Source organism: Nodosilinea sp. P-1105, assembly GCF_012911975.1.
Lineage (GTDB): Bacteria > Cyanobacteriota > Cyanobacteriia > Phormidesmidales > Phormidesmidaceae > Nodosilinea.
Window position 1 is genome coordinate 23,949 of sequence record NZ_SMDQ01000034.1, and the last position, 21,811, is coordinate 45,759.

At 52.1% G+C, this 21,811-nt stretch carries 26 protein-coding genes; 8 read left to right on the forward strand and 18 right to left on the reverse strand.

Annotated elements, in window-relative coordinates; genetic code table 11:
* Positions 1 to 72: 72 nt before the first annotated feature.
* Positions 73 to 1,731 carry a transposase gene (locus tag E1H13_RS15045; protein WP_206070538.1) on the reverse strand — a complete coding sequence of 553 codons (1,659 nt, stop codon included), beginning with the start codon at positions 1,729 to 1,731 and terminating at the stop codon, positions 73 to 75.
* Between the two features lie 206 nt (positions 1,732 to 1,937).
* Positions 1,938 to 2,330, reverse strand: a complete 393-nt coding sequence (locus tag E1H13_RS15050; protein ID WP_169614238.1) for an AbrB family transcriptional regulator — start codon at positions 2,328 to 2,330, stop codon at positions 1,938 to 1,940.
* A 252-nt stretch (positions 2,331 to 2,582) separates the two neighbouring features.
* Here E1H13_RS15050 and E1H13_RS26925 point away from each other — a divergent pair, with 252 nt between their 5' ends.
* Positions 2,583 to 3,200, forward strand: a complete 618-nt coding sequence (locus E1H13_RS26925; RefSeq protein ID WP_206070540.1) for a hypothetical protein — start codon at positions 2,583 to 2,585, stop codon at positions 3,198 to 3,200.
* 747 nt (positions 3,201 to 3,947) lie between these two features.
* Here E1H13_RS26925 and E1H13_RS15060 read toward each other — a convergent pair.
* From E1H13_RS15060 to E1H13_RS15065, 3 genes are all read right to left on the reverse strand, one after another.
* Positions 3,948 to 4,250, reverse strand: coding sequence for a hypothetical protein (locus E1H13_RS15060; RefSeq protein WP_169614239.1), 303 nt, complete (start codon positions 4,248 to 4,250; stop codon positions 3,948 to 3,950).
* A gap of 531 nt (positions 4,251 to 4,781) precedes the next feature.
* Entirely contained in the window at positions 4,782 to 4,916 is a 135-nt protein-coding gene (locus tag E1H13_RS27695; protein ID WP_256378527.1) for a hypothetical protein, read from the reverse strand.
* Between the two features lie 141 nt (positions 4,917 to 5,057).
* Positions 5,058 to 5,615, reverse strand: coding sequence for a hypothetical protein (locus tag E1H13_RS15065; protein WP_206070542.1), 558 nt, complete (start codon positions 5,613 to 5,615; stop codon positions 5,058 to 5,060).
* 563 nt (positions 5,616 to 6,178) lie between these two features.
* Between E1H13_RS15065 and E1H13_RS28015 the strand changes: the two genes are divergently transcribed.
* Entirely contained in the window at positions 6,179 to 6,400 is a 222-nt protein-coding gene (locus E1H13_RS28015; RefSeq protein WP_278002519.1) for a CU044_2847 family protein, read from the forward strand.
* 281 nt (positions 6,401 to 6,681) lie between these two features.
* On the opposite strand, the gene E1H13_RS15070 is transcribed toward E1H13_RS28015, so the two are convergent.
* From E1H13_RS15070 to E1H13_RS15115, 10 genes are all read right to left on the reverse strand, one after another.
* Positions 6,682 to 7,317: a hypothetical protein gene (locus E1H13_RS15070; protein WP_169614241.1), complete on the reverse strand. Its 636-nt coding sequence runs from the start codon at positions 7,315 to 7,317 to the stop codon at positions 6,682 to 6,684.
* A gap of 512 nt (positions 7,318 to 7,829) precedes the next feature.
* Positions 7,830 to 8,090 carry a hypothetical protein gene (locus tag E1H13_RS15075; protein WP_240966653.1) on the reverse strand — a complete coding sequence of 87 codons (261 nt, stop codon included), beginning with the start codon at positions 8,088 to 8,090 and terminating at the stop codon, positions 7,830 to 7,832.
* Positions 8,091 to 8,206: 116 nt separating this feature from the next.
* Complete coding sequence (locus E1H13_RS15080) at positions 8,207 to 8,425, reverse strand: hypothetical protein (protein ID WP_169614243.1); 219 nt, start codon at positions 8,423 to 8,425, stop codon at positions 8,207 to 8,209.
* A gap of 470 nt (positions 8,426 to 8,895) precedes the next feature.
* A complete protein-coding gene (locus tag E1H13_RS15085; RefSeq protein WP_169614244.1) occupies positions 8,896 to 9,390 on the reverse strand; it encodes a hypothetical protein in 495 nt (164 codons plus the stop codon).
* 305 nt (positions 9,391 to 9,695) lie between these two features.
* A complete protein-coding gene (locus E1H13_RS15090; protein ID WP_169614245.1) occupies positions 9,696 to 10,229 on the reverse strand; it encodes a hypothetical protein in 534 nt (177 codons plus the stop codon).
* Positions 10,230 to 10,296: 67 nt separating this feature from the next.
* Positions 10,297 to 10,830 carry a hypothetical protein gene (locus tag E1H13_RS15095; protein ID WP_169614246.1) on the reverse strand — a complete coding sequence of 178 codons (534 nt, stop codon included), beginning with the start codon at positions 10,828 to 10,830 and terminating at the stop codon, positions 10,297 to 10,299.
* 478 nt (positions 10,831 to 11,308) lie between these two features.
* Positions 11,309 to 11,689, reverse strand: a complete 381-nt coding sequence (locus tag E1H13_RS15100) for a hypothetical protein (RefSeq protein WP_169614247.1) — start codon at positions 11,687 to 11,689, stop codon at positions 11,309 to 11,311.
* A 68-nt stretch (positions 11,690 to 11,757) separates the two neighbouring features.
* Positions 11,758 to 12,153: a hypothetical protein gene (locus E1H13_RS15105; protein ID WP_169614248.1), complete on the reverse strand. Its 396-nt coding sequence runs from the start codon at positions 12,151 to 12,153 to the stop codon at positions 11,758 to 11,760.
* An 82-nt stretch (positions 12,154 to 12,235) separates the two neighbouring features.
* Positions 12,236 to 12,550, reverse strand: a complete 315-nt coding sequence (locus E1H13_RS15110) for a hypothetical protein (RefSeq protein ID WP_169614249.1) — start codon at positions 12,548 to 12,550, stop codon at positions 12,236 to 12,238.
* Positions 12,547 to 13,197 carry a hypothetical protein gene (locus E1H13_RS15115; RefSeq protein WP_169614250.1) on the reverse strand — a complete coding sequence of 217 codons (651 nt, stop codon included), beginning with the start codon at positions 13,195 to 13,197 and terminating at the stop codon, positions 12,547 to 12,549. Before E1H13_RS15115 ends, E1H13_RS15110 begins: the two co-directional genes overlap by 4 nt.
* A 241-nt stretch (positions 13,198 to 13,438) precedes the next feature.
* On the opposite strand from E1H13_RS15115, the gene E1H13_RS15120 reads away from it, so the two are divergent.
* Positions 13,439 to 13,630, forward strand: a complete 192-nt coding sequence (locus E1H13_RS15120) for a hypothetical protein (RefSeq protein WP_169614251.1) — start codon at positions 13,439 to 13,441, stop codon at positions 13,628 to 13,630.
* A gap of 2 nt (positions 13,631 to 13,632) precedes the next feature.
* Positions 13,633 to 14,427 carry a hypothetical protein gene (locus E1H13_RS15125; protein WP_169614252.1) on the forward strand — a complete coding sequence of 265 codons (795 nt, stop codon included), beginning with the start codon at positions 13,633 to 13,635 and terminating at the stop codon, positions 14,425 to 14,427.
* Between the two features lie 55 nt (positions 14,428 to 14,482).
* On the opposite strand, the gene E1H13_RS15130 is transcribed toward E1H13_RS15125, so the two are convergent.
* Positions 14,483 to 14,869 carry a hypothetical protein gene (locus tag E1H13_RS15130; protein WP_169614253.1) on the reverse strand — a complete coding sequence of 129 codons (387 nt, stop codon included), beginning with the start codon at positions 14,867 to 14,869 and terminating at the stop codon, positions 14,483 to 14,485.
* Positions 14,870 to 15,307: 438 nt separating this feature from the next.
* Between E1H13_RS15130 and E1H13_RS15135 the strand changes: the two genes are divergently transcribed.
* Together E1H13_RS15135 and fxsT are read left to right on the forward strand one after the other, a co-directional pair.
* A complete protein-coding gene (locus tag E1H13_RS15135) occupies positions 15,308 to 16,045 on the forward strand; it encodes a toll/interleukin-1 receptor domain-containing protein (RefSeq protein WP_169614254.1) in 738 nt (245 codons plus the stop codon).
* Positions 16,046 to 16,089: 44 nt separating this feature from the next.
* A complete protein-coding gene (fxsT, locus tag E1H13_RS15140; RefSeq protein ID WP_169614255.1) occupies positions 16,090 to 18,462 on the forward strand; it encodes an FxSxx-COOH system tetratricopeptide repeat protein in 2,373 nt (790 codons plus the stop codon).
* A 19-nt stretch (positions 18,463 to 18,481) separates the two neighbouring features.
* Here the strand turns inward: fxsT and E1H13_RS15145 are convergent, their stop codons facing one another.
* Positions 18,482 to 19,495 carry a ParB/RepB/Spo0J family partition protein gene (locus E1H13_RS15145; protein WP_169614256.1) on the reverse strand — a complete coding sequence of 338 codons (1,014 nt, stop codon included), beginning with the start codon at positions 19,493 to 19,495 and terminating at the stop codon, positions 18,482 to 18,484.
* Positions 19,496 to 19,512: 17 nt separating this feature from the next.
* Positions 19,513 to 20,151, reverse strand: a complete 639-nt coding sequence (locus E1H13_RS15150; RefSeq protein ID WP_169614257.1) for an AAA family ATPase — start codon at positions 20,149 to 20,151, stop codon at positions 19,513 to 19,515.
* A 327-nt stretch (positions 20,152 to 20,478) separates the two neighbouring features.
* On the opposite strand from E1H13_RS15150, the gene E1H13_RS15155 reads away from it, so the two are divergent.
* Entirely contained in the window at positions 20,479 to 21,255 is a 777-nt protein-coding gene (locus E1H13_RS15155) for a hypothetical protein (RefSeq protein ID WP_169614258.1), read from the forward strand.
* 227 nt (positions 21,256 to 21,482) lie between these two features.
* Positions 21,483 to 21,809, forward strand: coding sequence for a S24 family peptidase (locus E1H13_RS15160; protein ID WP_169614259.1), 327 nt, complete (start codon positions 21,483 to 21,485; stop codon positions 21,807 to 21,809).
* Positions 21,810 to 21,811: the final 2 nt, after the last annotated feature.

A 21,811-nucleotide genomic window follows, 5' to 3' on the forward strand; every position in this document is an offset into this window, starting at 1 on the left:
TTCGTATAGACAGGTCGAGATGGGGTAACTACTCAAAAAGTGCTGGTAGTGTCAGGATCCATAGGCTAACCCTCAGGTCGCTGTCGCCACCTGCTGCGCTGCCGCTTTAGCGCGAATCACATCCGGTAACGGTGGTATTCGGTCATCACCATGAACACGAGAAAGGAGGTACTGCCAGAACGAGAGGCCTAATTTGCGGCAAGTTTTCTTGAGACCGACCAAGGTATCTCGGGCTTGTCGCCCTGCCTCCGAGCGCGTGGTGCCACTAATTTTGCGGCGGGTGACATATTCCCGGATATCGGTTTCTGAGGCATTGTTATGCAAGGGTAACTCGGGACAATCGAGGACCCGTAGCAACTCTGCTTTGCGGTCTCTAAACTGCTGAAGGACGATATTGAGGCTGGCATGGTGCCGATAGCAGCGTCCAAACAATTGGTCAAACCCTGCTTCTAGGTTGGCTTTGGCCTCAGCCGTAGGAGCCTGCCGATAGGCCTGCAACTGGCGGTAGTAGCGCCACAGCAGGTCTTGCATCTCAGCGATATTCTGCCGATGTTGGGCCGTGCTGCCCGCTAAGCGTCGCAACGCCCGTTCGGCATGCACCCAACACAAGCCATGGTGCAATAGATTGAATTGACCGGCCCCATCACTGAGAATCCGCAGGTCGTCCCGAATGCCCTGGGCCAGGACACCCCCCAATAGCGCCGCCTCGGTGATGACCCGTACCGCGTTGGTACTCATAATGCCCAACCCCGATAAGTAGGCCTGCCATGCCGTCGCCTCGGTCGCCAGCACCTGGTCTGAGAACGTCAGCGTCGCCCAGTGCTTGGCCGCTAGCCCCTGGGTCGCTAAGTACTGCTGAGCATCGTCATTGAGGATGTAGCGGGGGTTCCGCCCCTGCAGGACCTCGAGGAAGTTGCGACGACTTTTGCTCTCTCCACTGCTGAAGTAGGCAAACCAGTCATTGCCAATCACCGTACAGTACCCATTCTTACCCTGATGCCGGGCACCGGTGTCATCGGTCTGGACATAGGTGGCGGTCTCTAAGCCAACCCGCAAGACCGACTGTTGCTCCTCGTGGAATGTCCCTTTTTCCTCGGTTAAGATGCGGTTGATTTGCCCGGTTGAAATCGCTATCCCCAGGTCACTCAACTGTTCGTAGATTAAGGGCTGCGGCACCCGACATTGGTAGTGTTGGTACAGGATGTAGCTCACTAACGTCGGGCCGTAATGACCCCCTCGATACGGTTCAGGCAATTGCCCCACGACCGTCTCCCCCGACACCGTGATGTATTCGGCTAACTGAAAGCGAATGTTCTGGCGGCTCAGCTCCAACTCTTGGACATCGTAGGTCCGGTACCCATTGAATCTCGCCCCCGCCGGTATCACGGAGGGCTGGATGATCTCCACCCGGTCGACCGCAAAGCCTGCTTTCTTGCTCCGCTTCCCCATCCCTCCTCGTTTGCCCGTCTTTCCCCCCGCCGCCGGGCTGTCATTCAGCTGACTGGCTTTCAGCTTTGGCTTCCCTTTCAGGTTCTTCTGAGCCCGCAGTTCTTCCTCTAGTTGCTTGATCCGCTCCCCTTGTTGCGCCACCTGGCCTTCCAACCGCTCAATCACCTCCTGCTGCGATTGGATCTGCTGCTGTTGCTGGCGCACCACTTCCAGCAACCTTTCGCTCTCCGAAAGGAGCTCTGATAGAGGGACGGATTTCAGGTTCTCAAGCACTAGACTCATTCCTCTGTTAGACCAGATCTTTGTTCTCTTGACAACCCCCTTCACAGTTCCACATCCACCGTCTTACCAGCGGTTATTGAGAAGTTACGAGATGGGAACCCCTCACTGGCAAACTCAAAGGTAGAAAAGTCTTTCATGGGATCGCAACCCAAAAGTGTCCTCCAGGTGCGGCCCCCAGCCAAATACCAGGGGCACGTCCCTAACAACTACTCTTCCGAATCTTCTTCACCTAACTTGACCAAGCGAATATGCTTATAGCCCAACTTGATCTGAAACTCATCCCCTGGCTGAAGCCCCATTTCTTCGGTATAAGCGGACCCAATGACCATCTGACCGTTTTTATGAACCGTCACCGTATAGGATGCCTCTCGGCCTCGACCATCTTTCCCCTTCTCCGGTTCTAGCTGAATGCCCTTGGCCGACAGCAAGGCATTATAGAATTCAGCCAGGTTCACCCGAGGCTTGCCGCCTTTACCATCTGTGTAATAGCCACATTCTTTAGCCAGCTCACGCTTGGAAAGGCTGTCGTTAGCCTTCACTACTTTCAATAGCTCTTTGCCAGTTAACGGCTCTTTAACTGCTTTAGCTTTTGTTGCCATTCTAATTTTTCCTGCAATAAAACATCAGATTTTCAGGATTTCATTTTGAAATTATAGACCCAGCTAGCACCTAGAATGTTAAGCAATAAAAAGGGTTATCACCTAATGAATCAGGCAGATGATCTATGAAAAGTGACACACAGGGGCGATCGCCATCACTCTAGCTCTAGCAGTCCACTGCACTTCCTATGAGACTCACAGCCAGCGTGGGGGATTAGCTATACTTTGCTCACGTAGAATATAGCTGGCTACATGGCAAATAAAGACGATTCTGGTAAACCTTGGTTGGAGAAGCTAGTTTTTCCGCTCATCCTCGGGATTGCTCTGGCGGGTACTTCTCCCTGGTGGGTTACAGCCATAGGGAATCGTTTGGCCAACAATGGCCTTTCAAATCCAGCCCCCGGCCCGACCTCTGCACCCACTCCAGAGCCATCACCCGCTCCTGCACCAACAGCTACTCCAGAACCAGCACCCACTCCCGCAAGTCGAGAAATTAGAAAGCAAGGCTACATCTTTCGACTACAGGACTGTGGCACTACTGGTGAAGTTGGAGCTATCGCCTGCAATTTCACAGTACAAGCTCAAGAAGGTCTCAAAGACTTACAAATTAATGCAAGTTGGGCAGGCCGAGATACACGCCTAATTGACGCTAATGGCCAGGCATATGTCGCTTCTAGGATAGAATTTGGTGGTACAGGCAGTCCTACGACAGCACGTTCAAGCCTAGTCCAAACACCAATTAGAGGAATTGCCTCTTTCAGTAATATCCCTTCAGAGATAGACTCATTCAAAATTTTTGAACTCGCTGCTTACTCGTTTGGAGACGGCAAGTTGGAAGTTGCTTTCAGTAATGTGTCATTGGCTAAGTAATTATTGAAAATATATTAGGATGGATTTTCGCAAAAGGCGGTGTGCTGTCCAGGGGAAGTTTGCTGGGTGCGATAGCCAAAGGCCGGTCTTCGACCATCGCAGAGATAGAGCATGTTTGACAGCCTGCACCCTCGGCGGGGCGTGGGGGTGGGGGTCTTGTAGAGCAGGTTTGCAGAGAGTATGGGCGGCGCGAGTGCGCGGCCCGTGCTGTTCCAGCAAGGGTGTGTTCTGGGGGAGATGGAGTGCGATCGCTGATGCCTTCAAAGTGCTTTAATAAAATTCCAAATACTTTCTCCCAGGCAATTCAAATATGTGGCTGCGTTGGTTAGTTGTTATTATTTTGACGTTGGCTCTTCTTGTCCCATTTAATGTAGCGACTCAAGAGTTAAAACACCCTGGAATGCGTATCCAGAGAAGTAATCCATCACTATTTGGGTTTATTAAATTTGTAATTCTATATACAGCGGTTCATATATGGTTTTCCAGTTTAGTGCTGCAACCTATATCGTGGATACGGCTAGTAATCATCTGGATTGTATTATTTAATGTCATTGGATGGCTTTTTTCCGGTTTTTTGAGAACAAATTCAAGGCTCAACCCTTTAGTAGACTTGATGTCGGATTTACTAGGTATCGGAATTGGATTTTGGTTGATAAACAGATTTCTTATCCCCTAGAAATGACAGGCACTCATTATCCTTAATTCCTTCGACTAACGCAAAAACAGGAAGCCAAAGCCCCCCAGCAACTAGCCCACCACCCGACAGCGGACCCGGCCACCCCGCTGCCCACCGACCAGCGCCACCTGGCCACCAGGAACCGTGCAGGGCACCGACACCGCAAACGCCCCTGGCCCCGAGGACACAGAGCGCACCAGCACCGAGTAACCCACCACCCGAGCCCACCGCACAGCAAAGTCAGCAGGCAACTGGTCAAACCACACCTCAGCCACGAAGCCGGTGAACGACCTGTCGGACTCCCGCCAGGAGCACTCGACCGCACCGAACTCAGCTGCCAAACCAGCCACAAACTCGTAAGAAACAGGAAGCATAGCTAAAACCAAACGCTACGGCTCCCTTCCACGCCACCGGCTTCCCCCCCGGAGGGCGGCCAGACTAGGCGCAAGGGCAAGGCAGGCCCAAGAAAAAAACGCGAAGCACCACTAGAACTGCCTGGAGCAGCTTGTGAAACCCTTGCGCCGGGTTCTTAAGGCGTAAAATAGAGCGCCCTGCGTTGGTCGCCCAGAGAGGATTCTGCCTATATCGAGTCAGTGATACGCCCAGGCTGAATGGAGCAGGCTGGCCAGGGCATCAAAGGTGCGATCGCAGCCCTGGAGCAGGACGGGCATAATAGCCCCAGTGGAATTTCACATCTGCCCCTGGCGATCGCTGGGGGCTTTGTTTTGCTCTGCCCTCAGTCGGAGGTAAGGGGAAGGGCAACCCGGCTAGTTGCGCGCGCAGGCAACTACTCAACCGTCATTCCGCAGGCTGATGAATAAAAACTCTTGACAATTTAATCTGAGCTGAAGTCCAGGCAGTCGACCTTACTCCACCGCATAGAGATGACCATCACTGCCGCCGAACTAAACCACCCCATTGGCCACCGCTGGCGAGGAATCGAACGAGTCTACGGTGCTGAACTTCCAAACGAGGCGGGTTAGCTCCTTAGGGCCGCTTCCGGGATAGACCCCTGTGCGGGCCAGGTTGCTCCGAAACATCGGCGTACTACCCTGCTCACTTCGCCACAAGCCACTAATTTGCCGCGAAATCGACGCCAAAAGATTGGGACTCCGACTATGATCTACATTTGATGAATTTGATGATTCAGTAGCTAGCGTTCCAGAATTATCAGTATTGGATTAACAAGATCTACTTAAAATTTCACTCTTATCACTATAAATTTCATAATTTTGCGTTCCCCGCTGCTTGTAAAGACTTAAGTAGCCCGTAAGACATACTTCTCCTGTAGTCTGCCTACCTCTCTCTTGGGCTCCAGAACCTCCTTGACCTACGCACGTCAGATCATATCTGCCGTTGTAACTTACTTGGATTACTTCTATATCTCCAATCATTGTCTGCTCTTCCCATTCTTCGTAAGAGCTTAACTGCAAAGTGTTAGGAAGAACTTCGTAATTAGCACTAAATCCGGTGCCATTTCCACCTATTGCCGCAACTTCAGGCAGAGCATTACATTCTTGAGTGCTATCAACATAATCTAATGAGTAGCGTGAAAGGTTATCCATAAATAGTTGTTGATGCTCGCCTGGAATTCTAGATCCAGCTGACTCACCGCAAGCTATAAGACTGATTGACAGAAAAGGTAATAATACCGAGGCGGCTATTCTATTGCAATTGATTTCAAACAGATTGGAGTTAAACATTTTAAAAATAATGACAAACACAACAAATTTTGGCATCTATTATTTTATGGAAGATGGCAGTTCCTGAGTGAATCCAGCAGGGGCAATTAGTAGCATACACAAAGATGTAAGACAAGCAGAGACAGCCATAGCCAAACGACTATCAAGTTAGCCCACTATTAGCTCTGAGCAGGCAAAAATATCTATAATTTATCAGCTCTTGATTAATATCAAAGTATGGTGATGGATTTAGATATATTCCTGATCACTAACATTCTGCTTCCACAGGTTGACAAATGATTATCAGAATGCATAAGTTTTACGTCGTCTGAAAACCTTGAGAAATAACGATCTCAGTTGCCAGAGCCCATAGCCTAGATGATTGCAAATCGTTAAGCTGCAACTGATTGATTCCAATGATCAGAGCAACTCGACTCATGCATTAGCCAGTATCCTAAACGCAGATTTGACTCCAGTATGGCCGTTTCTCCTGCCGACAAGCCACCTATCAAAGGCTCCCCTAACTCAACTGGCCACGCTAACTCTTGATGATGGCACTGTCATTTACATAAAGGAAATCGGAGATATAGAAGAGGTTCTCGCAGGCACCTCTAGTTCCCCTGGAGAAATCACCTACACCTCCAAAGGAGCCAGCGAACAAAGTCGCGCGTAGTTTTCAAGCAATGCAGGGCACCACTCGCGCCTACCCCAGCTACACCCTTAATATATTCAAGCAGATAGCTAGGGTTAACGTCGATAAGGTAACACTCAAATTTGGGGTAACTGTAGCTATTTCTAAACAGAACTACCCATTTGAGGATGTCCCTCAAATGGGTAGTTGAACGTCGCAATCGGAATATAGCACTTCAATATTACGCTTGAATCACATTAATAAACACCCCAGTTTTTGCCTTCAAGATCTGGGGTGTTTTATATTTTCATCTAATCACCAGTCTTAGCGCGATTTGAAACTTCTTGTCCGGCTTGCTAAGGCATAAAATAGAACAGCCTGCGGTGGTTAGTTTAGAGAGAATTTGGTCATTCTGCCGTTAGTGTTTAGCGATGTAGTCGCTCTCTTTCCTAGAATCTTCTAATCCAGAATACTCACTTTCCTACAAGTTACTTAAGGATTAACCATAAAGTCATTGTACTCAACGTTCAATATTTCAAGATAGGGATCAGGGGTATTTTCATGTGAGCTTCCGTACAGAGACAGGGTGCTAGAACCAAATGTCTCAAGTTCGACATCATGCAAAGCTTGGTGTTTTTGACAGTTCCAAGCCGAGGAACCCCCTAAGAAGCTGATTGCACTCATATAATCATCTGGCATGACTTCAAGCTTGCAGAACTCACTCAGAACTCCCTGCCTAAACCCATAATGATGTGCAATTTGATTATTGCCAGGTTGTATCTCTGTAGAAGGATAGGTTACATTCGCTCTCAACGGAAGTGGTCGGTTTCCTTGGCACACTCCACCCAAATTAGGATCTAAATCGCATTCAGCTCCGGTGCGAATAATCCACCTGGCTTGGTTGTCATCTGCCATACACACAATCGTCATCACTGCCCTAGCGTTATAGACGTTGCCCTGCTCAAACAAAAATTCATAAGTTCTTCCAGGGCAAGTATACAGATTGTTGCGGCTGATTTCCCTAACACCAGTTGAGCCTGCGGCGTTTGCAAAACCACCATGCAAAAGTACGCCGGTTGAAGCCCCAACGGCAATTAGAGCAATGTTTCTAATGCTTAATTTATTCATTGAACTCCTACGACTTCTGCTCAAGGACTTCATACCGCTTCAATGCATCTTTTTTTAACTTGCTGGTAATCAGCCCACTTGAGCCCATCAAAGACAGTAAGTTAATGCCAAATCTGATGGTGCTAGCTTGGGTATAACACTCTTCATCAGTACGACTGGGATTGTCGAGACAGCTAAAAACTATTGGGAAGGCAACGAAAATGCCCAAACCGATGGATATTATCGTATTCAAGGCCAAGAAGGCTAGAAATACCTTCAAGTATCCGTATAGCCCTCTCTCCGCTTTAACAATTTTCTTCTCGTGGTCGGTAACGTACTGAGTCTTCATCATCCTTAGTTGTTGTTGACATCATCACAGGACAGTGCTGCCAGAAAATAGGCAACAAAGCCGCAGGTTAGTTTACGACTGGGCAATCACTCAACCCGGAAAACTCGCAAAGAGGTTGCCATATATGAGCCCAGAAAAATGCCTTATCGCTTGCGGCTCACTAAGTGTTCCCTTCTGTTGACATCTACACCGAATCATCTCCCCAGCCACAATACCCACAGTCCCAGTGGATCTGACCTGGAGCCGCCTGTGGGATGGGCCTTTCACAGTTAGGGCACCGACCCGTAAACAGCGGGTGAACATCCAACATTTCCAGCTGCTGCTCCAAGCTCAGCCGCTGCACCGGGTCTAAAATCAGTTCCCCACCGTAGTAGCTAGCTCCCTCCGGCTGCCATTCCTCCCCGTACCAGGCCATAGGATCATCAGGGCTAGGGCGCGCGCTCATGGCCAGTCTGAAGTCTGAGCAACTATCCCCCTCCACCCCCATTGGGTGCGCAGTACAGACCAGGTAAGGGCTATGGGCGCAATATTCGCAGAGATCGCAGCAATCGAGCTTAGCCATCAGTACCCGCAGTTCTCAGCCCCAAAGGACTTGGTTATCGTACCGTCTGCATCCATGGTGACACACCAGGTTCCACCGACCCGCCAGAGCTGGTAACGGTGGAAGCCCTCGTGGATCAGGAAGGTTCCAGCCATAATCAAAACACCACCAGCAGCGATCGCACTCAGCACCCGTAAAGGCCGAACAGTAGTAGGCGTAAGCAGTTGAGCGTCTTTCATAGTGCCTCTGGAGTCTTTATCTGTAGGGTGCCCAACTCTCAAATGAGAGCAACGGTTAACCGAAAGATAAACTTTAGTATCATGCCTGGGCATATCCGGTTGAGAGGAGTAATCTAATAACAAGAGGCAAGAGAAATCTTCCTCTTTCCAAATGATTCAGTCCTCTCAAACAGGAGGTTTGTTATCTCGCAAACGTCTGAATCTATTCCACCTAACTCAACAGCACTCTACTCAGTTGTTGATATTTCCTATCCTGAAGCTTAAGAGAGTAATGTAAGTGATACCCAGAGACGCGACAACTCAAACGACGGTATTGCAACATCTCTAGACAGTATCAACTCCTTAGAGGAAGTCCCTCAGCAACAGTCTGAGTGCTACAAACGGTTAGCTTCGTTTCATTTTTCTGTTTTCGTAATATCAAAAAACACCCTGGTCTCTGTCTTCAGAAATCAGGGTGTTTTGCATTATTTTCAACTTGCTAGCCGTTGCCAGATACGAGAAACTTCGGCAAACAAGGTTTGAATATTTTCAGTAGATGTCTGTATAAAGTGCTCCATTACTTGTCGGTCGGCTCTGGCTTCCTCCAGCAAGTTGTTAAACCGTTGGTTGTTTTCCTCCCAGCGCTGACGGTCATCTATCCGCTCTGCTCGGCGTTCGCGCACCAGGCCATCCATAACACTAGCCAGGGTACTGAGTCGCTCTGCCAGCTCCTGTCGAGTGCTGCTGGTCGCTTCCTGGGTCTCTTCTTCAATTTCAGTAAACCGATTTTCCCAGGCCGCAATAGAACGGGCGTTAGAGTCAATCTGTCGCTGAGTAGATTCAATCTGCTGCTGAGTAGATTCAATCTGCTGCTGAGTCAGAGCCTGTAGCGCCTCAGTCCGACTAAGGCGCTGATCAGCGACAGCCTGTGACTCTGCCAGGTTAGCCAGAATAGCTTCAATCCGGTCTAAGCGATCAGTCGTCATTTCCCTATATCTTCCCTTCAGACTTTGCCTGAGCCACGGCTGCTTTGATCAAAATCTCAACGTAGTTGCTCAGACTACGACTTTCCAACTCTGCAAGCTTCAACAAGCTGTCTTTTAAGTCCTGGTCGATGTACGTTCCGACCTTCGCTTTGGTTGTGGGCATTGTAGCGGTCATGGCAGCTTATGGATGTCTATGACTAGACCTGAACGCAGTATAGTCCAAATGTTCTATTTGGAGCAAAGGTACTCTACTTTAGAATACTTTTGCTTTATCCGTAAGCACTCTCAGACTGAGACCTATCAGCCTATGCTGCGGCAAGATCCATCACTACAGCTTTGCACCAGGCCAAATAAACTTCCCGGTAAGGGCTATGAGCTTGGGCTGGAACATAGCGATCGCAGCTATCGATCTGCCAGGGCCGTAGTACTGGCCTCAGTGGGCCGCCACCTTCTGTAGCCTCAGCCTGGAAGAGTTGTTCCCCTTGCTGGGGTGGCTCTCCGAGGCAATTAAAGCCGATGCCTAACTCAGGTAGTCCCACATCTTCCAGGTGGATGTAAATGTTCTCATTGGGTACCAAATCTCTAAACTTCCAGCAGTCCCATTCACTAGGGTCACTAGGGTGGTCAGGCTGTTGAATTAGGGCCAGGTGAACAGCCTCGACAACCGCATCAGAGGTGGGGGTAAAGGTATATACCTGGGCTACTTGCCAACGGCGGTCTAAGCCCATCCCAACCATTTGGCCGGGTTCTGGAGCCATATCAGCCCAGGCGGTGCGAATGGATAGCTCTTGCGGCAGGCGATCGCGTTCTTGGCAATAGCGATAGATAACAAGCTGCATAGGTCTGTCTTCTCTAGCTAGAAATACTTTCATCCAGAAGCTGAGGAATACTAGCCCTAGGCCAACATCAGGCCGCTTCATCACAAGACGGCTGATTCACACCCTCCGACCAGGCCACCACCACTTGGCTGTAGTCTCCCGCTAGTCGTTCACCCACCGGCTCAAAGTGTTGGAAGCTCTTGATCTCTAGCCCATCAGCAGCTGTGATCCACGATTCCTGTTTGACCAGTTCCCAGCAGGGATCACCCCACTCATTGGCAACCAGGTCTCCTCCAGTTAGGGCATGGATGACCAGCAGCGGTGAAGTTCCGCTATGCCAGGGGGTTCGTGCTGGAATGCTGCCATCAAGGGTACAGATGGCCAGGTAAAAGCCTTCCACCCCTGTTTCCGCTTGTTCTGGGGACTGGTAAGCCTGCACCTGAGCTACGGTCCAACTGTGATTGAAGAAGTCAAACTGCTGCCCCGCCTCAGGACTGGTATCGTCCAAAATTACGTCATAGTCTTCGATTCGACCCTCGGGCACATAGCCTTCAGGAACTTCCCAACCAGGAGGCACATAGCTAAGGGGATAGCTCATCACACGCATGATCAGTTGTTTCATGATTCATCCTTTGAAAGTGCAAATCCAGCGAGAGCCCCTCTGGCTGCCCCTTGTGACTCTCACAACCGTAACAGCGCTGCCCCCCTGCTGGGTGTAAGTTGCAGCTAACTGCTCACATTTTCGTTGGGCTTGAGCCGCATCGTCAGCCCACACGTAATCTTCCCACTCCTCTGTTTTCGCCTCCGGGTCTTCGGTATAGCCCATTGCCGGGGGAGCCATAGGCTGATCGGGTGCAGCAGGAGCACGGGGCGCTGGCTGACTACCTCCTGAGGGCAGAGCCGGTACCGGCCTCAATTCGCTGGGCTCACAAGCCCCTAGCGCCATCCCGATGCTAGCCAGGGCCATCGTCACCGTGGTTCTGAACGGCACAACAAAGCAGGGCCTCCTAAAAGCCCGTTCTCTTATCGTTTTCATCTCAATCTCCTTGGACCCCGACCTAACCGGGAATCAAATACTTGTTGTGGGACATCCAGGCCCCTTATTCCAAACTAAATCCAGCGATCGCGCCCAAGGATTGCAGGTTCTCTAGGCGCTTCCCACAGGCCATCGGATGCTCTAGCCCCATCATCTGAGCTAGCTTGCCGATGGTGGTGACGGCATAGATAGAGCCTTCCTGTAAGGTCAGGAGGATTTCATAGAGCCGCTGTTGCCCTGGGGATAACTGCCCAATATAGTCAGCATCCACAGAGATGTAAGAACAGTCCTCAAACTCCCCTGTCTTGGTATCACCACAAAGAATTAACTTTGTTCTGGCAATGTCATCTAGAACCGCCTGATCAATCTCTAGATCCCCATAAGCATCATCATGCTCGTAGAGAACATCCAGATTTTCTTGATGGTTGTGGCGTGTATAGGTCATAGTGACCTCCCCAAGTAAAGACACGGTGGGAGTACAAGGATACTCCCATATTCTACTCCCAGTTCCCATTACCACCAAGAGAACCAACCACCCTCGGCAGGTTGTTCTGACTCCTCAAGGTCACCGTTGTCTTCCCAATCACTACGATCCTCTTCCCTATCGCAGTCATCGTTCTCTCGATCGTAGGAGTCCTCCAGGTCTTCTCTTTCGTCTATCACCCGAGCAGAGCGATAGCGGTGTTGGTTTGGGTCGCGATTATCAACAATTCGCTTGGCCCCAAAGGCATTACTCAGGCGCTCGTCATTATCCTGCTCCACCCCAGCATCGCGCAGCGCTTTTGTCGTCGCATTTACTCCATCGGTGGGGATATCAGCAACCCAGTGATCGCCACTGTCGTTGCTGATTTCAATCAAGCTCCGGTCTTCATCTTCTTCTTCAGGCTTCAGCCAGCCAAAAACATCCATTGGTCGTACCTCAAATTTAATGAAAACAAGGTTGTTGCGATCGCCCTGTAGGCCGGTCTTCAACCATCGCAGTAACAGTTCGTCACTCTGTCCGATAGCCAGTGGCCTGAGTACCGGAATACTCGACCACTACCCAGGTATTGGTGCCTTCCAATTGGTAGTAATCAGCTCCTTCTAGTCGGTGGGTGGGAAGGCCAAATTTGTTTTTGATGTCGGCATAGCTCTGGGGCCAACTCAGCCCTTGCAGATCAGCAAACTGCTGCTGAGTGATGCTGCCCTTTACTCCATAGGGATGCTGCCCAGGGGCAAAGTCTGTGGTGGGCTCCAGGGTAGGAGCATCCGCCACGGCACAGCCCGTCAACAGCACGGCCAGAGCCAGAGCACCCAAGTCCTTCATGGCTTCCCCTCCTGCCCCTGGGCACCATTGGCCTGGGACCGCAACCGCCGCAGTTGGAAGTAAGCACTATCCTCGGCCTCGGTCTCAATCTGGAAGCGCTGCACCCCTCGGTTCATGCCCCTGGCCCGCATCGCCTTTACCTCTGCCGCGTCAAAGTCGGCCTGGACCTGCCCCTGTTGAGCAATCAGAGCCTTCAGCCGATCTAGGTCACTGGTGGCCGCCAGCTGCATCTGATCCCCCTGCTGCCGCATCAACGCCAGGGCACTACCCAGTTCACCGGGCAAGCCTTCAGGAATCAGCCCATCCAGCGAGAACTCACCGCTATAGCGGCGCTTGGCATCGCTCACCCACTGCTCACGGGAAGCTTTCTTACTGGGCACCTGCTTAAACTCCAACGCCAAAGACCGGGCCAGATCGGTATAGCCGTCGTCAGTCTTCAACAACTCCATCGGGGCTACCCGCTCCAGCCAGGGCAACCAACGGGTTCTGAGGGTCGATTCTGCGATCGCCAGCTCACCAGCCAGCTGCGCCCCACTGTAGGGAGCACCTTCGCACAATTCCCCCTCAATCAGGTCTGGGAACTGTGCGTCACTGTGCGGGGCCTGTGCGCCGTCTGTGCGCCAATCGTGCGTGTCTGTGTGCTGCATCTGTGCAACTCCTTTTTAGGAAATCCTTAAAAGCCATATAAATCAAAGGGTTCAGCCTGTGCGGAACTGTGCCCAACCTGCGCGCCTCGTGCATAAGGGCTGTGCGCCTCGTGCATCAGAGCTGCACAAAACTTGTGCAAAACTGCGCGGACTGAATCGGATAGTAACGCCTGAATCGAGTTGATGCAAGTAGAATCACATAAAATCAAATCAAAATTTATGCACAGGAGTAAGCTAGGCAATGTCCACCCGACGCAAAGAAACCGTGGCTGACCGAGTGACGTTCGACATTGAAGGGCTAAGAGAGGCGATCGATAAGGCCTATGCAGACAACCCCCTCTGGGAGCGGTTACCCTTGGCCCAAAAGCTACGGCTGCTGGTTGAGGAACGATTGAAGGACATCGAGCAGTCCAAGTCCGAAAAGGCTAAGTAATCATGCCTGACTATCGCGCCGGTCAGATCGTCCCCCTGCGGTACAAAAGCCGAGAAATCAAAGCGATTATCATTGACCCCAATGGCTTAGGACCTGACAAACCCTCCATTGGTATGGGCTTTCGGGGTATGGACCGACACACAAATGTACCGTCGAACACGCTGACTCAGAGGGTGATCCAAAACGAAGAGGGTACATACCTCAAGCTCCCATCAGGCAAGCTTTTCAGGGTGATCCAAATCTCTGGAGAAGACGGCAACACCTATCAAGCCATTGAGGCATCTGATTGGGTAGAGCTTGCCAAGGACTGGGCACAGAACCCCGGTAAGCTACGCAAACCTGCCCGTGATGGCCTGATTGAATTTCTCGCCTGGTTCGCAGCTGAGGGTATCTATGCTCAGGCCTACACCATCCTCAAGCGGGCCTACACCTACGAAGATGACCAGCGGGTCCAGAACTGGATCATGTCGCGGGAGTCGGGCAAACCAGCTCGGGCAGATTGGGGCTGGGAAGTACAAGAGAAAGATAAAAGGGGTCGCTTCGGCTACTGGACTAACTACACCTACCGGGGCCTGTTCGGTATGGATGCCGCCACCATGAAAGAGGTGTGGGAAAACCCGGTCCACGGAGATAGCCGCATTGCCCGTAATTACGTGCAAGAGTCGGTGGGTCTTGAAGCGATCGCCTACTGCGAGAAGATGGTGGCTCAGCTTGACCTGGACGACATCCAGCAGGCCCACGACCTGGCCATCCAGGCTACACGGATCAAGTTTGCCAGGGATTTACCAGCCCTGTGAGTGGTCGCCAGCAGTACGATGGCAGGCGGATCAGTTCTTCTTCTCTGAGAGCTAGCTATGTCCTCTCTTCAAGGTCCTCATACCGCTTCAGAGCGTCCTTATTCAACTTGTTAGCAACCAGTGCACTCGTCGCCAGAAAGGCAGCCAGGTTGATGTTTCGCCTTAATCTTATTGCATTGACGTAACACTCTGCTTCGCTACGGCTTGGGTTAGACGCAACACCGTTGGAGAAGAACCACACAACAACCTCCTCTGCTTCGCTACGGCTCGGGTTAGATAGGCAGGAGAGGGTGACGGGTAAACCTATGGCAACCCGCGCAGAGGCAGATATTATGCCGTTCAAAATAGCAAAGGCCAGATAAACCCTGAGGTATCCGAATAGTCCTCTTTTGGCTTTGACAACCTTCTTTTCGTGATCAGTAACGTATTGAGTTTTCAGCATCCTTTGTTGGCGTTGACATCATCGCAAGGCTGAACTGTCGGCTTAAAAGCACTGTGCAGCTCAATGCAGGCATAGTTTAGATTTCACCCGTGCGATCGCCCAACCCGGAAAACTCGCAATGTGAGGTCGCCAGCGACCTAGCCACTACACCGAGCCATGGCGCGGAGGGGCAGACCAGGAGTCTGGAATCAGGCCAAGGCTAACCCTGCCCCTCGGCGGGGAGCGGGGCGGGGCCGTGACCGAGAACGCTGGAATAGAGTAAGGGCGGCCTGAGCAGGCGGCCCGTGCTACTGACGCAAGAGCATTGTTCTGGGGGAGATAGATCTTGCTCAGACCTAAGTGGCTCTAAATCATGCCATCGGGCTAGAGTAGGTGCAGTTTGCCCAGTCTGGTCTAACCCGGTGGGCTGAGGGTCCAACCGGCGATGGCAACCCAACCATGACCAAAGACTTCTTCATTAGCTACAACAAAGCCGATGCCACCTGGGCTGAATGGATCGCCTGGGTACTGGAAGAGAATGGCTATACCGTCACCATCCAGGCCTGGGACTTTCGCCCTGGGGGCAACTTTATTTTGGACATGCAGCGGGCGGCGGCAGAGAGCCAGCGCACCATTGCCGTTCTATCAGAAGACTACCTCAATGCCCTCTACACCCAGCCCGAATGGGCCGCTGCCTTTAAGCAAGACCCTACCTCCCGCGATCGCAAGCTGTTGCCCGTCCGGGTCGCCCCCTGCCAACCGACAGGGATGCTGGCTGCTCTAGCCTATGTGGATCTGGTGGGCCAGTCTGAAGCTGAAGCCGAAACCCTACTACTCGGGGCACTCCAGGAGCGGGCTAAACCCACCAGCCGCCCCAGCTTTCCTCAGTCAACACCAGTCCCAGAGCGGATCACCGCCGGCACAGTCACCTTCCCCCAGAACATCCCTGAGCAATCCGCTCAATCTATCAACAGCAACACAGCGCTACGCCTCGCTCTCTTTCAAAACTTAGCCAGCCTCCCCGGCCCTCAGTTTGAACAGATCCTCTTTGCCCTGGCCCCACCCCCCGGCAATATTCCTGGAGCCCAGGCCCCCCAGGGCGGTCGCGTCAAAGCCCTGCTCGATTGGGCCACCAGTATCGGCCCTGGACTAAGTGAAGTAGAAGCCGTTTACAACCTAATCATCCGCCCTCGCTAGCCTCTGCGGATTCAACCGGCACCCCACCGCAGAGGCCAGACCCGGTGCAAACCCTCCCCTTCCCCCGCAACCCCTTCTTCACCGGCAGGGAAGACCAGCTACAGGCCATCCACGCTGCCCTCACCAGCCGAGGGCGAGCTGCCCTGTCGGGACTGGGGGGCATTGGTAAAACCCAAACCGCTGTGGAGTATGCCTATCGCCACCAGGGCGAGTATGACCATGTGTTTTGGGTCAGGGCCGAACAGGAAACAGAGCTGATCACCGGCTATGTGGCCCTGGCCAAGGCGCTGCAAATCCCTGGACACCAGCAAGAGGATCAACAGGCGATCATCGCCATGATGAAACAGTGGCTGGCCACCCACGACAACTGGCTGCTGGTGCTCGACAACGCCGATGACCTGCGCCAGCTGCGACCCTACCTGCCCGCCACCAAGGGCCATATCCTACTCACCACCCGCGCCCAAGCCCTGGGCGACCTGGCCGCTAAGGTCGAAGTTACTCGCATGGACACCGATGAAGGTGCTCTACTGCTGCTGCGCCGGGCTAAGGCGATCGCCGATGACGCCGACCTGGCTGCCGCCTCAGCCTCAGACCAGGCCCTGGCCCACACCCTGAATAGCGAAATGGATGGCCTGCCCCTGGCCCTGGACCAGGCCGGGGCCTACATCGAAGAGCAGTTCATCAGCCTGGGGGAATACCTGGAGCTGTTTCGCAGCGAAAAAGCCGAGCTGCTGCAAGAACGGGGACAACTGGACCCAGATCATCCCAGCGTTAGCGTCACCTTTACCCTGGCCTTTGAGAAAGTGGCCGCCGCCAGCGCCACCGCCGCCGCCCTAGTTCAAGCCTGCGCCTTCCTCGCCCCCGATGACATCCCTGAAGAGATTTTTAGTGAGGGGGCTGAAGCCTTTAACGAGCCCTTAAATGCCCTGGCCAAGAGCAAACTGACCCTGACCAGAGCCATTGCCGAAGCTGCCCGGTTCTCACTGATCAGCCGTAACCCCCAGGCCAAAACCCTGACCATCCATCGCCTGGTGCAGGAGGTGCTGAGGGCAACCATGGATGACAATAGCCAGCAACAGTGGGCCGAGCAGATGGTCGAGGCCGTAACGGCAGTGTTTCCTGATGGTGACTTTGAGAACTGGGTAAAGTGCGATCGCACCATTTCCCATGCCCAGGCCACCACTAAACTGATTGCTGATTACGGGTTAGCCTCAAAAACAGCCGCTCTACTCCTCAGCCGTACTGGCTTTTACTACAACAAACAAGGATGGTATGGGGAGGCCGAACCCCTCTTCCAGGACGCCCTAGCGATGACTAAGCGGCTCTTGGGAGATGAGCATCTTGATGTCGCCACCAGCCTTCATAATCTGGCCAGTCTCTATGACAATCAAGGGCGGTATGGGGAAGCCGAACCCCTCTTCCAGGATGCCCTGGCGATGACCAAGCGGCTCTTAGGAGAGGAGCATCCCGATATTGCCACCAGCCTCAATAATCTGGCTGGGCTCTACGACAAACAAGGGCGGTATGGGGAAGCCGAACCCCTCTACCAAAACGCCCTGGCAATGTATAAACGGCTCTTGGGGGACGAGCATCCCGATGTCGCCCGTAGCCTCAACAATTTGGCGGTGCTTTACAGAAATCAAGGGCGGTATGGGGAGACCGAACTCCTCTTCCAAGACGCCCTGGCAATGAGACAACGGCTTTTGGGAGACGAGCACCCCGATGTCGCCCGTAGCCTCAATAATCTGGCTGGGCTCTACGACAATCAAGGCCGCTATGGGGAGGCCGAACCCCTCTACCAAGACGCCCTGGCGATGACTAAGCGGCTCTTGGGAGACGAGCATCCCGATGTCGCCCGTAGCCTCAACAACCTGGCCTTTCTCTACGACAATCAAGGGCGGTATGGGGAAGCCGAACCCCTCTTCCAGGATGCCCTGGCGATGACCAAGCGGCTCTTGGGAGACGAGCATCCCGATGTCGCCCGTAGCCTCAACAACCTGGCCTTTCTCTACGACAATCAAGGCCGCTATGGGGAGGCCGAACCGCTCTACCAAAACGCCCTGGCGATGTATAAACGGCTCTTGGGGGACGAGCATCCCGATGTCGCCCGTAGCCTCAATAATCTGGCCTCTTTCTACTACCATCAAGGCCACTATAGGGAGGCTGAAACCCTCTTCCAAGACGCCCTAGCAATGAGACAACGACTGTTGGGAAACGAGCATCCCGATGTCGCCACCAGCTTGTTCAACTTAGGAGCCCTACGACATAACCAGGGTCGCCACCGCGAAGCCCTGGCCCTATTGCGGCAAGCTCAACCCATCTACCTGGCTACCCTCGGCCCCGACCACCCCAACACTCAGGCGCTCCAAAGCTGGATTGATGGCACCCAGGCAGCCTTAGACAACCAGGCCGAGTAAAACGCTAGATTCCACACCACTAATCGCCTAACTGCTCTAAAATACGCTGCATCTCGACTTCTAGCTTTTCCATGCGCTTTTTAAGATCAGCATCTTGCTCCAGCTGATTCCATGTCTTCTTAGACCGCAGCTTTTGATAGGTTGAGTGGATTCTTTCTCTTAACGGCAAATCTTCAGGTTTGTCCTTGGCCTGAGCTTTGACTTCCCGAATATGCTCCTTAAGAGCCGCCTTAGTAAGATCTGCCTGTATGGCCGATTCAAGCGTACTTGCTTGCAGATCCTCTGGTAGTCGAGCAATCAACTGAGCCTTAGAGAACTCAATGTTCCCCTGCCTGACCGCATCCAACAAGACCGGAGGCAAATTCAATAACGGCAATCGGTTTGATACAAATGTATCAAGCGTAATGCTAAACGCTGCCAGAACATCTTCAACCTGCGTGATAAGTCTGGACTTATCATCATCAAGAGTGTCACGTTGACGGGCATTCTTTAGCTGTATCAGGAGGCCAGGAATGTCTTCTCTGGGCTGGCCTAGCTTTAGCTCCATCAATCCAATCAGGTTATCTGTTTCCTCAATCGGGTTGAGGTCTTCCCTCATCAGGTTAGCCACCAGGGCTATTTCGAGGGCCTCATCATCCGAGAACTCGCGAACAACACAGGGAACAGTATCAAGCTGGAGATTAACAGCACAACGCCAGCGTCGCTCTCCAGAAACAATCTGAAGTCCACCTTCAGCATTCCGAACCAGCAGGGGCTCTTGTATGCCCTTGTGCCGAATGGAGGTTTCTAGTCGCTCCATACCCGCTGGATTGAAGTATTTCCGGGGCTGACCCAAGCCATTGGCAATAGAAAGGGGTTGGAGCTGGTCAGGGGCAATTTGCTGAATTCCTTCCACAGCATGGCCCGTCATCTTGAGCTGCTGAATTTCAGCTCTAAGCTGCTGAAGCTCAGAGTCAAGGGGACGAACTTCAGCACCATTAGGAGAACCGGAGATAAACTCGTCAACACTCTTTGGCTTGCGGCGAACAACCATTGAATAACCTGTCTTAACTACGCGAATAGGGCTGTATAAAGTGAAGAAACTTCAGCGATGGCTTTTTTGTCTTTGGGGCGGTACTCAACGACTCCCAAACCCATGCCGCCTGCATTGCGAAAGACTTTTCGGTTACCAAGGGGGGTGTCAAGGTGCTGTAATCCCTCAATCTCTAGGGCGATGCTGGCGGCTTCTTCATTGTCTTGACCAACATGGTCTGCCCGGTTGAGGACGGTGTAGACAGTGAGACTATCATTAAACGCTTTGGCTTCTTCTACCAACTCAGCAACTGTCTCAAGCGTCCAAACATCAAAGGAGCCTGGCAGGAACGGGACAAGTAGTCGTTGGGCAATTGACATTGCTGCCCTCTGGCCAGCCGTGTCCCGCCCACCCACATCGATCACGATGTCGTCATACTTTTCTGCCATTCGCATCACCTCACTGCGAACTGCAGACCCGTGCAGTTTGATAGCGGTGTACCCAGCTCCCGTCTCAAGCGTTTCGTTACGGATAGCGGTAAAGTCCGATGCAGTAGACTGATCATCTGCATCAACCAGCAGAATGTCACGGCCTTCGAGAGAGCGCATTACAGCCATGTTGACTGCCAGGGTGGTCTTACCTACGCCCCCCTTCACACCCCCAAATGCAATAATCATAGGTAGCTCTTAGAGTTTCAGTACTGTAGCGTGTCCTTGCCAAAATTCTAGCGGCAAATCTGCTGGTCACAGCGTTGATCTTTTTACTTTCTGGCGAAATTACATCCCTTTCTGGATAACCTCAGATCAGGAGCTACCATTCCAAGTTACAGCGTAGATGCGACGAGGGAAGCTGCTGACACAGCATCTAATGGGGGAACACGCTCTACGGCTACGAGACAAAGATGAACTAAAGAATTAGCTGAGCAGATGAAACTTTAGTGCCCTGCCCATTTGATTTGGCTAAGATTGGGGACAATAGCAGGACGGTAACAGTCTGAAATCGGCATGTCTTCTCTTTTTGAGCAAATTCCTGAAGCAATAAGGAGCGCTAGCGGAAGCCTTTATGGATTATTAGCTCTCATTGTTATAGTCACAGGACTATTGGCAGTGTGGCTAATCACACAAAAGGCCACTAATCGACAAGAACGTGCCCTCATTTACGTGATACTGTTCTTCTCAGCGATAAGCGTAGCTGTTGCGATCGCAGCTGGCTTTTCATCAGGGCAGGTAATCGTAGACGCCCCACCACCCGATGAAAGCCCTGGTCCTAACTCAATCAGTCTTACACCGGAGTCTAGGGAACTATTGGAACAGCATCTTCAAGCACAGGGGCTCGAAGTCTCACCACAGAATAAGGCTTCAGCACTAGATGAAGCTATCAACCTTCTGGTGAACAGAGAAGTTGACGAAAACGGAAATGCAAACGAGCCTCCAAGTGTAGGCATTACAAGAGATGGCAATAGTCGGCAATCAGCTTATCTCCTTGATCGCAGTGACTCTACAGAATGGGACAATAGTTGGTATGGTCAAGGCTGGATTGGCCACGCACGGCCAGACAGGTATTACTCTCTCAATCTAGAGAACGACAGTATTCTTAAATTCGAGTGGTCTGAAAATATACGAATGACTCTGCAAAATGAAGGCGGAGGTGGAACAGGAACGGACACAACTGGCGAAACAAGTCTTCCAAAAGGGCAGTACTACATTGTTGTTTCGCGAAGCTCTACCAGATATGAGGGCAACTATGAGTTTCAGGTCTTTGCAAATGCTATAGACAACTGAAACCGAAAAATAATCCTCTCACAACTGAAACTGCGCATAGCATGATTTCATCCATAAATTCAATGCTTATGCTCTCTTAGCTCTGCTGGTAGGCCACTTCTATGCCCTACGGCAATGGTCAATAGCCTCTTTAGTAAAATTCTCAACACTTTTGAGATCAAGGCAGACACAGAAGCATCTAACCACAGAGGCTATAGTATAAGTGAACTACACCACTCTCTGTAGCCATGGGTTTCCCTGTCCCCGGCGATGCCATTGAGCAGAGCCTAGACCTGAACCACCACCTAATCCACAACCCCGCTGCCACCTTCTTCATGCGGGTCGAGGGGGACATGGTGGCTGGCCAGGACGTACACCCAGGGGATCTGCTGGTGGTGGATCGCTCCCTGGTGGCCCAGGATGGTTCCCTGGTGGTGGCTGCCATCGCCGGTACCCTGCAAATCCTGCGGGTTGAGCAGCACCAGGGTCAGCTCGTGCCCCCCGGCTGGCAACGGGGTACAGATGGGGACATTGACATTTGGGGGGTCGTTGCCCACCTGATTCGGAAGGTCTAGCC

Bases quoted from the DNA above. Each gene is read 5' to 3' on its own strand.
- E1H13_RS15045 (WP_206070538.1), bottom strand. From the start codon at position 1,731: ATGAGTCTAGTGCTTGAGAACCTGAAATCCGTCCCTCTATCAGAGCTC.
- E1H13_RS15050 (WP_169614238.1), bottom strand. From the start codon at position 2,330: ATGGCAACAAAAGCTAAAGCAGTTAAAGAGCCGTTAACTGGCAAAGAG.
- E1H13_RS26925 (WP_206070540.1), top strand. From the start codon at position 2,583: ATGGCAAATAAAGACGATTCTGGTAAACCTTGGTTGGAGAAGCTAGTT.
- E1H13_RS15060 (WP_169614239.1), bottom strand. From the start codon at position 4,250: ATGCTTCCTGTTTCTTACGAGTTTGTGGCTGGTTTGGCAGCTGAGTTC.
- E1H13_RS27695 (WP_256378527.1), bottom strand. From the start codon at position 4,916: ATGTTTCGGAGCAACCTGGCCCGCACAGGGGTCTATCCCGGAAGCGGC.
- E1H13_RS15065 (WP_206070542.1), bottom strand. From the start codon at position 5,615: ATGCCAAAATTTGTTGTGTTTGTCATTATTTTTAAAATGTTTAACTCC.
- E1H13_RS15070 (WP_169614241.1), bottom strand. From the start codon at position 7,317: ATGAATAAATTAAGCATTAGAAACATTGCTCTAATTGCCGTTGGGGCT.
- E1H13_RS15075 (WP_240966653.1), bottom strand. From the start codon at position 8,090: ATGAGCGCGCGCCCTAGCCCTGATGATCCTATGGCCTGGTACGGGGAG.
- E1H13_RS15080 (WP_169614243.1), bottom strand. From the start codon at position 8,425: ATGAAAGACGCTCAACTGCTTACGCCTACTACTGTTCGGCCTTTACGG.
- E1H13_RS15085 (WP_169614244.1), bottom strand. From the start codon at position 9,390: ATGACGACTGATCGCTTAGACCGGATTGAAGCTATTCTGGCTAACCTG.
- E1H13_RS15090 (WP_169614245.1), bottom strand. From the start codon at position 10,229: ATGCAGCTTGTTATCTATCGCTATTGCCAAGAACGCGATCGCCTGCCG.
- E1H13_RS15095 (WP_169614246.1), bottom strand. From the start codon at position 10,830: ATGAAACAACTGATCATGCGTGTGATGAGCTATCCCCTTAGCTATGTG.
- E1H13_RS15100 (WP_169614247.1), bottom strand. From the start codon at position 11,689: ATGACCTATACACGCCACAACCATCAAGAAAATCTGGATGTTCTCTAC.
- E1H13_RS15105 (WP_169614248.1), bottom strand. From the start codon at position 12,153: ATGGATGTTTTTGGCTGGCTGAAGCCTGAAGAAGAAGATGAAGACCGG.
- E1H13_RS15110 (WP_169614249.1), bottom strand. From the start codon at position 12,550: ATGAAGGACTTGGGTGCTCTGGCTCTGGCCGTGCTGTTGACGGGCTGT.
- E1H13_RS15115 (WP_169614250.1), bottom strand. From the start codon at position 13,197: ATGCAGCACACAGACACGCACGATTGGCGCACAGACGGCGCACAGGCC.
- E1H13_RS15120 (WP_169614251.1), top strand. From the start codon at position 13,439: ATGTCCACCCGACGCAAAGAAACCGTGGCTGACCGAGTGACGTTCGAC.
- E1H13_RS15125 (WP_169614252.1), top strand. From the start codon at position 13,633: ATGCCTGACTATCGCGCCGGTCAGATCGTCCCCCTGCGGTACAAAAGC.
- E1H13_RS15130 (WP_169614253.1), bottom strand. From the start codon at position 14,869: ATGCTGAAAACTCAATACGTTACTGATCACGAAAAGAAGGTTGTCAAA.
- E1H13_RS15135 (WP_169614254.1), top strand. From the start codon at position 15,308: ATGACCAAAGACTTCTTCATTAGCTACAACAAAGCCGATGCCACCTGG.
- E1H13_RS15145 (WP_169614256.1), bottom strand. From the start codon at position 19,495: ATGGTTGTTCGCCGCAAGCCAAAGAGTGTTGACGAGTTTATCTCCGGT.
- E1H13_RS15150 (WP_169614257.1), bottom strand. From the start codon at position 20,151: ATGATTATTGCATTTGGGGGTGTGAAGGGGGGCGTAGGTAAGACCACC.
- E1H13_RS15155 (WP_169614258.1), top strand. From the start codon at position 20,479: ATGTCTTCTCTTTTTGAGCAAATTCCTGAAGCAATAAGGAGCGCTAGC.
- E1H13_RS15160 (WP_169614259.1), top strand. From the start codon at position 21,483: ATGGGTTTCCCTGTCCCCGGCGATGCCATTGAGCAGAGCCTAGACCTG.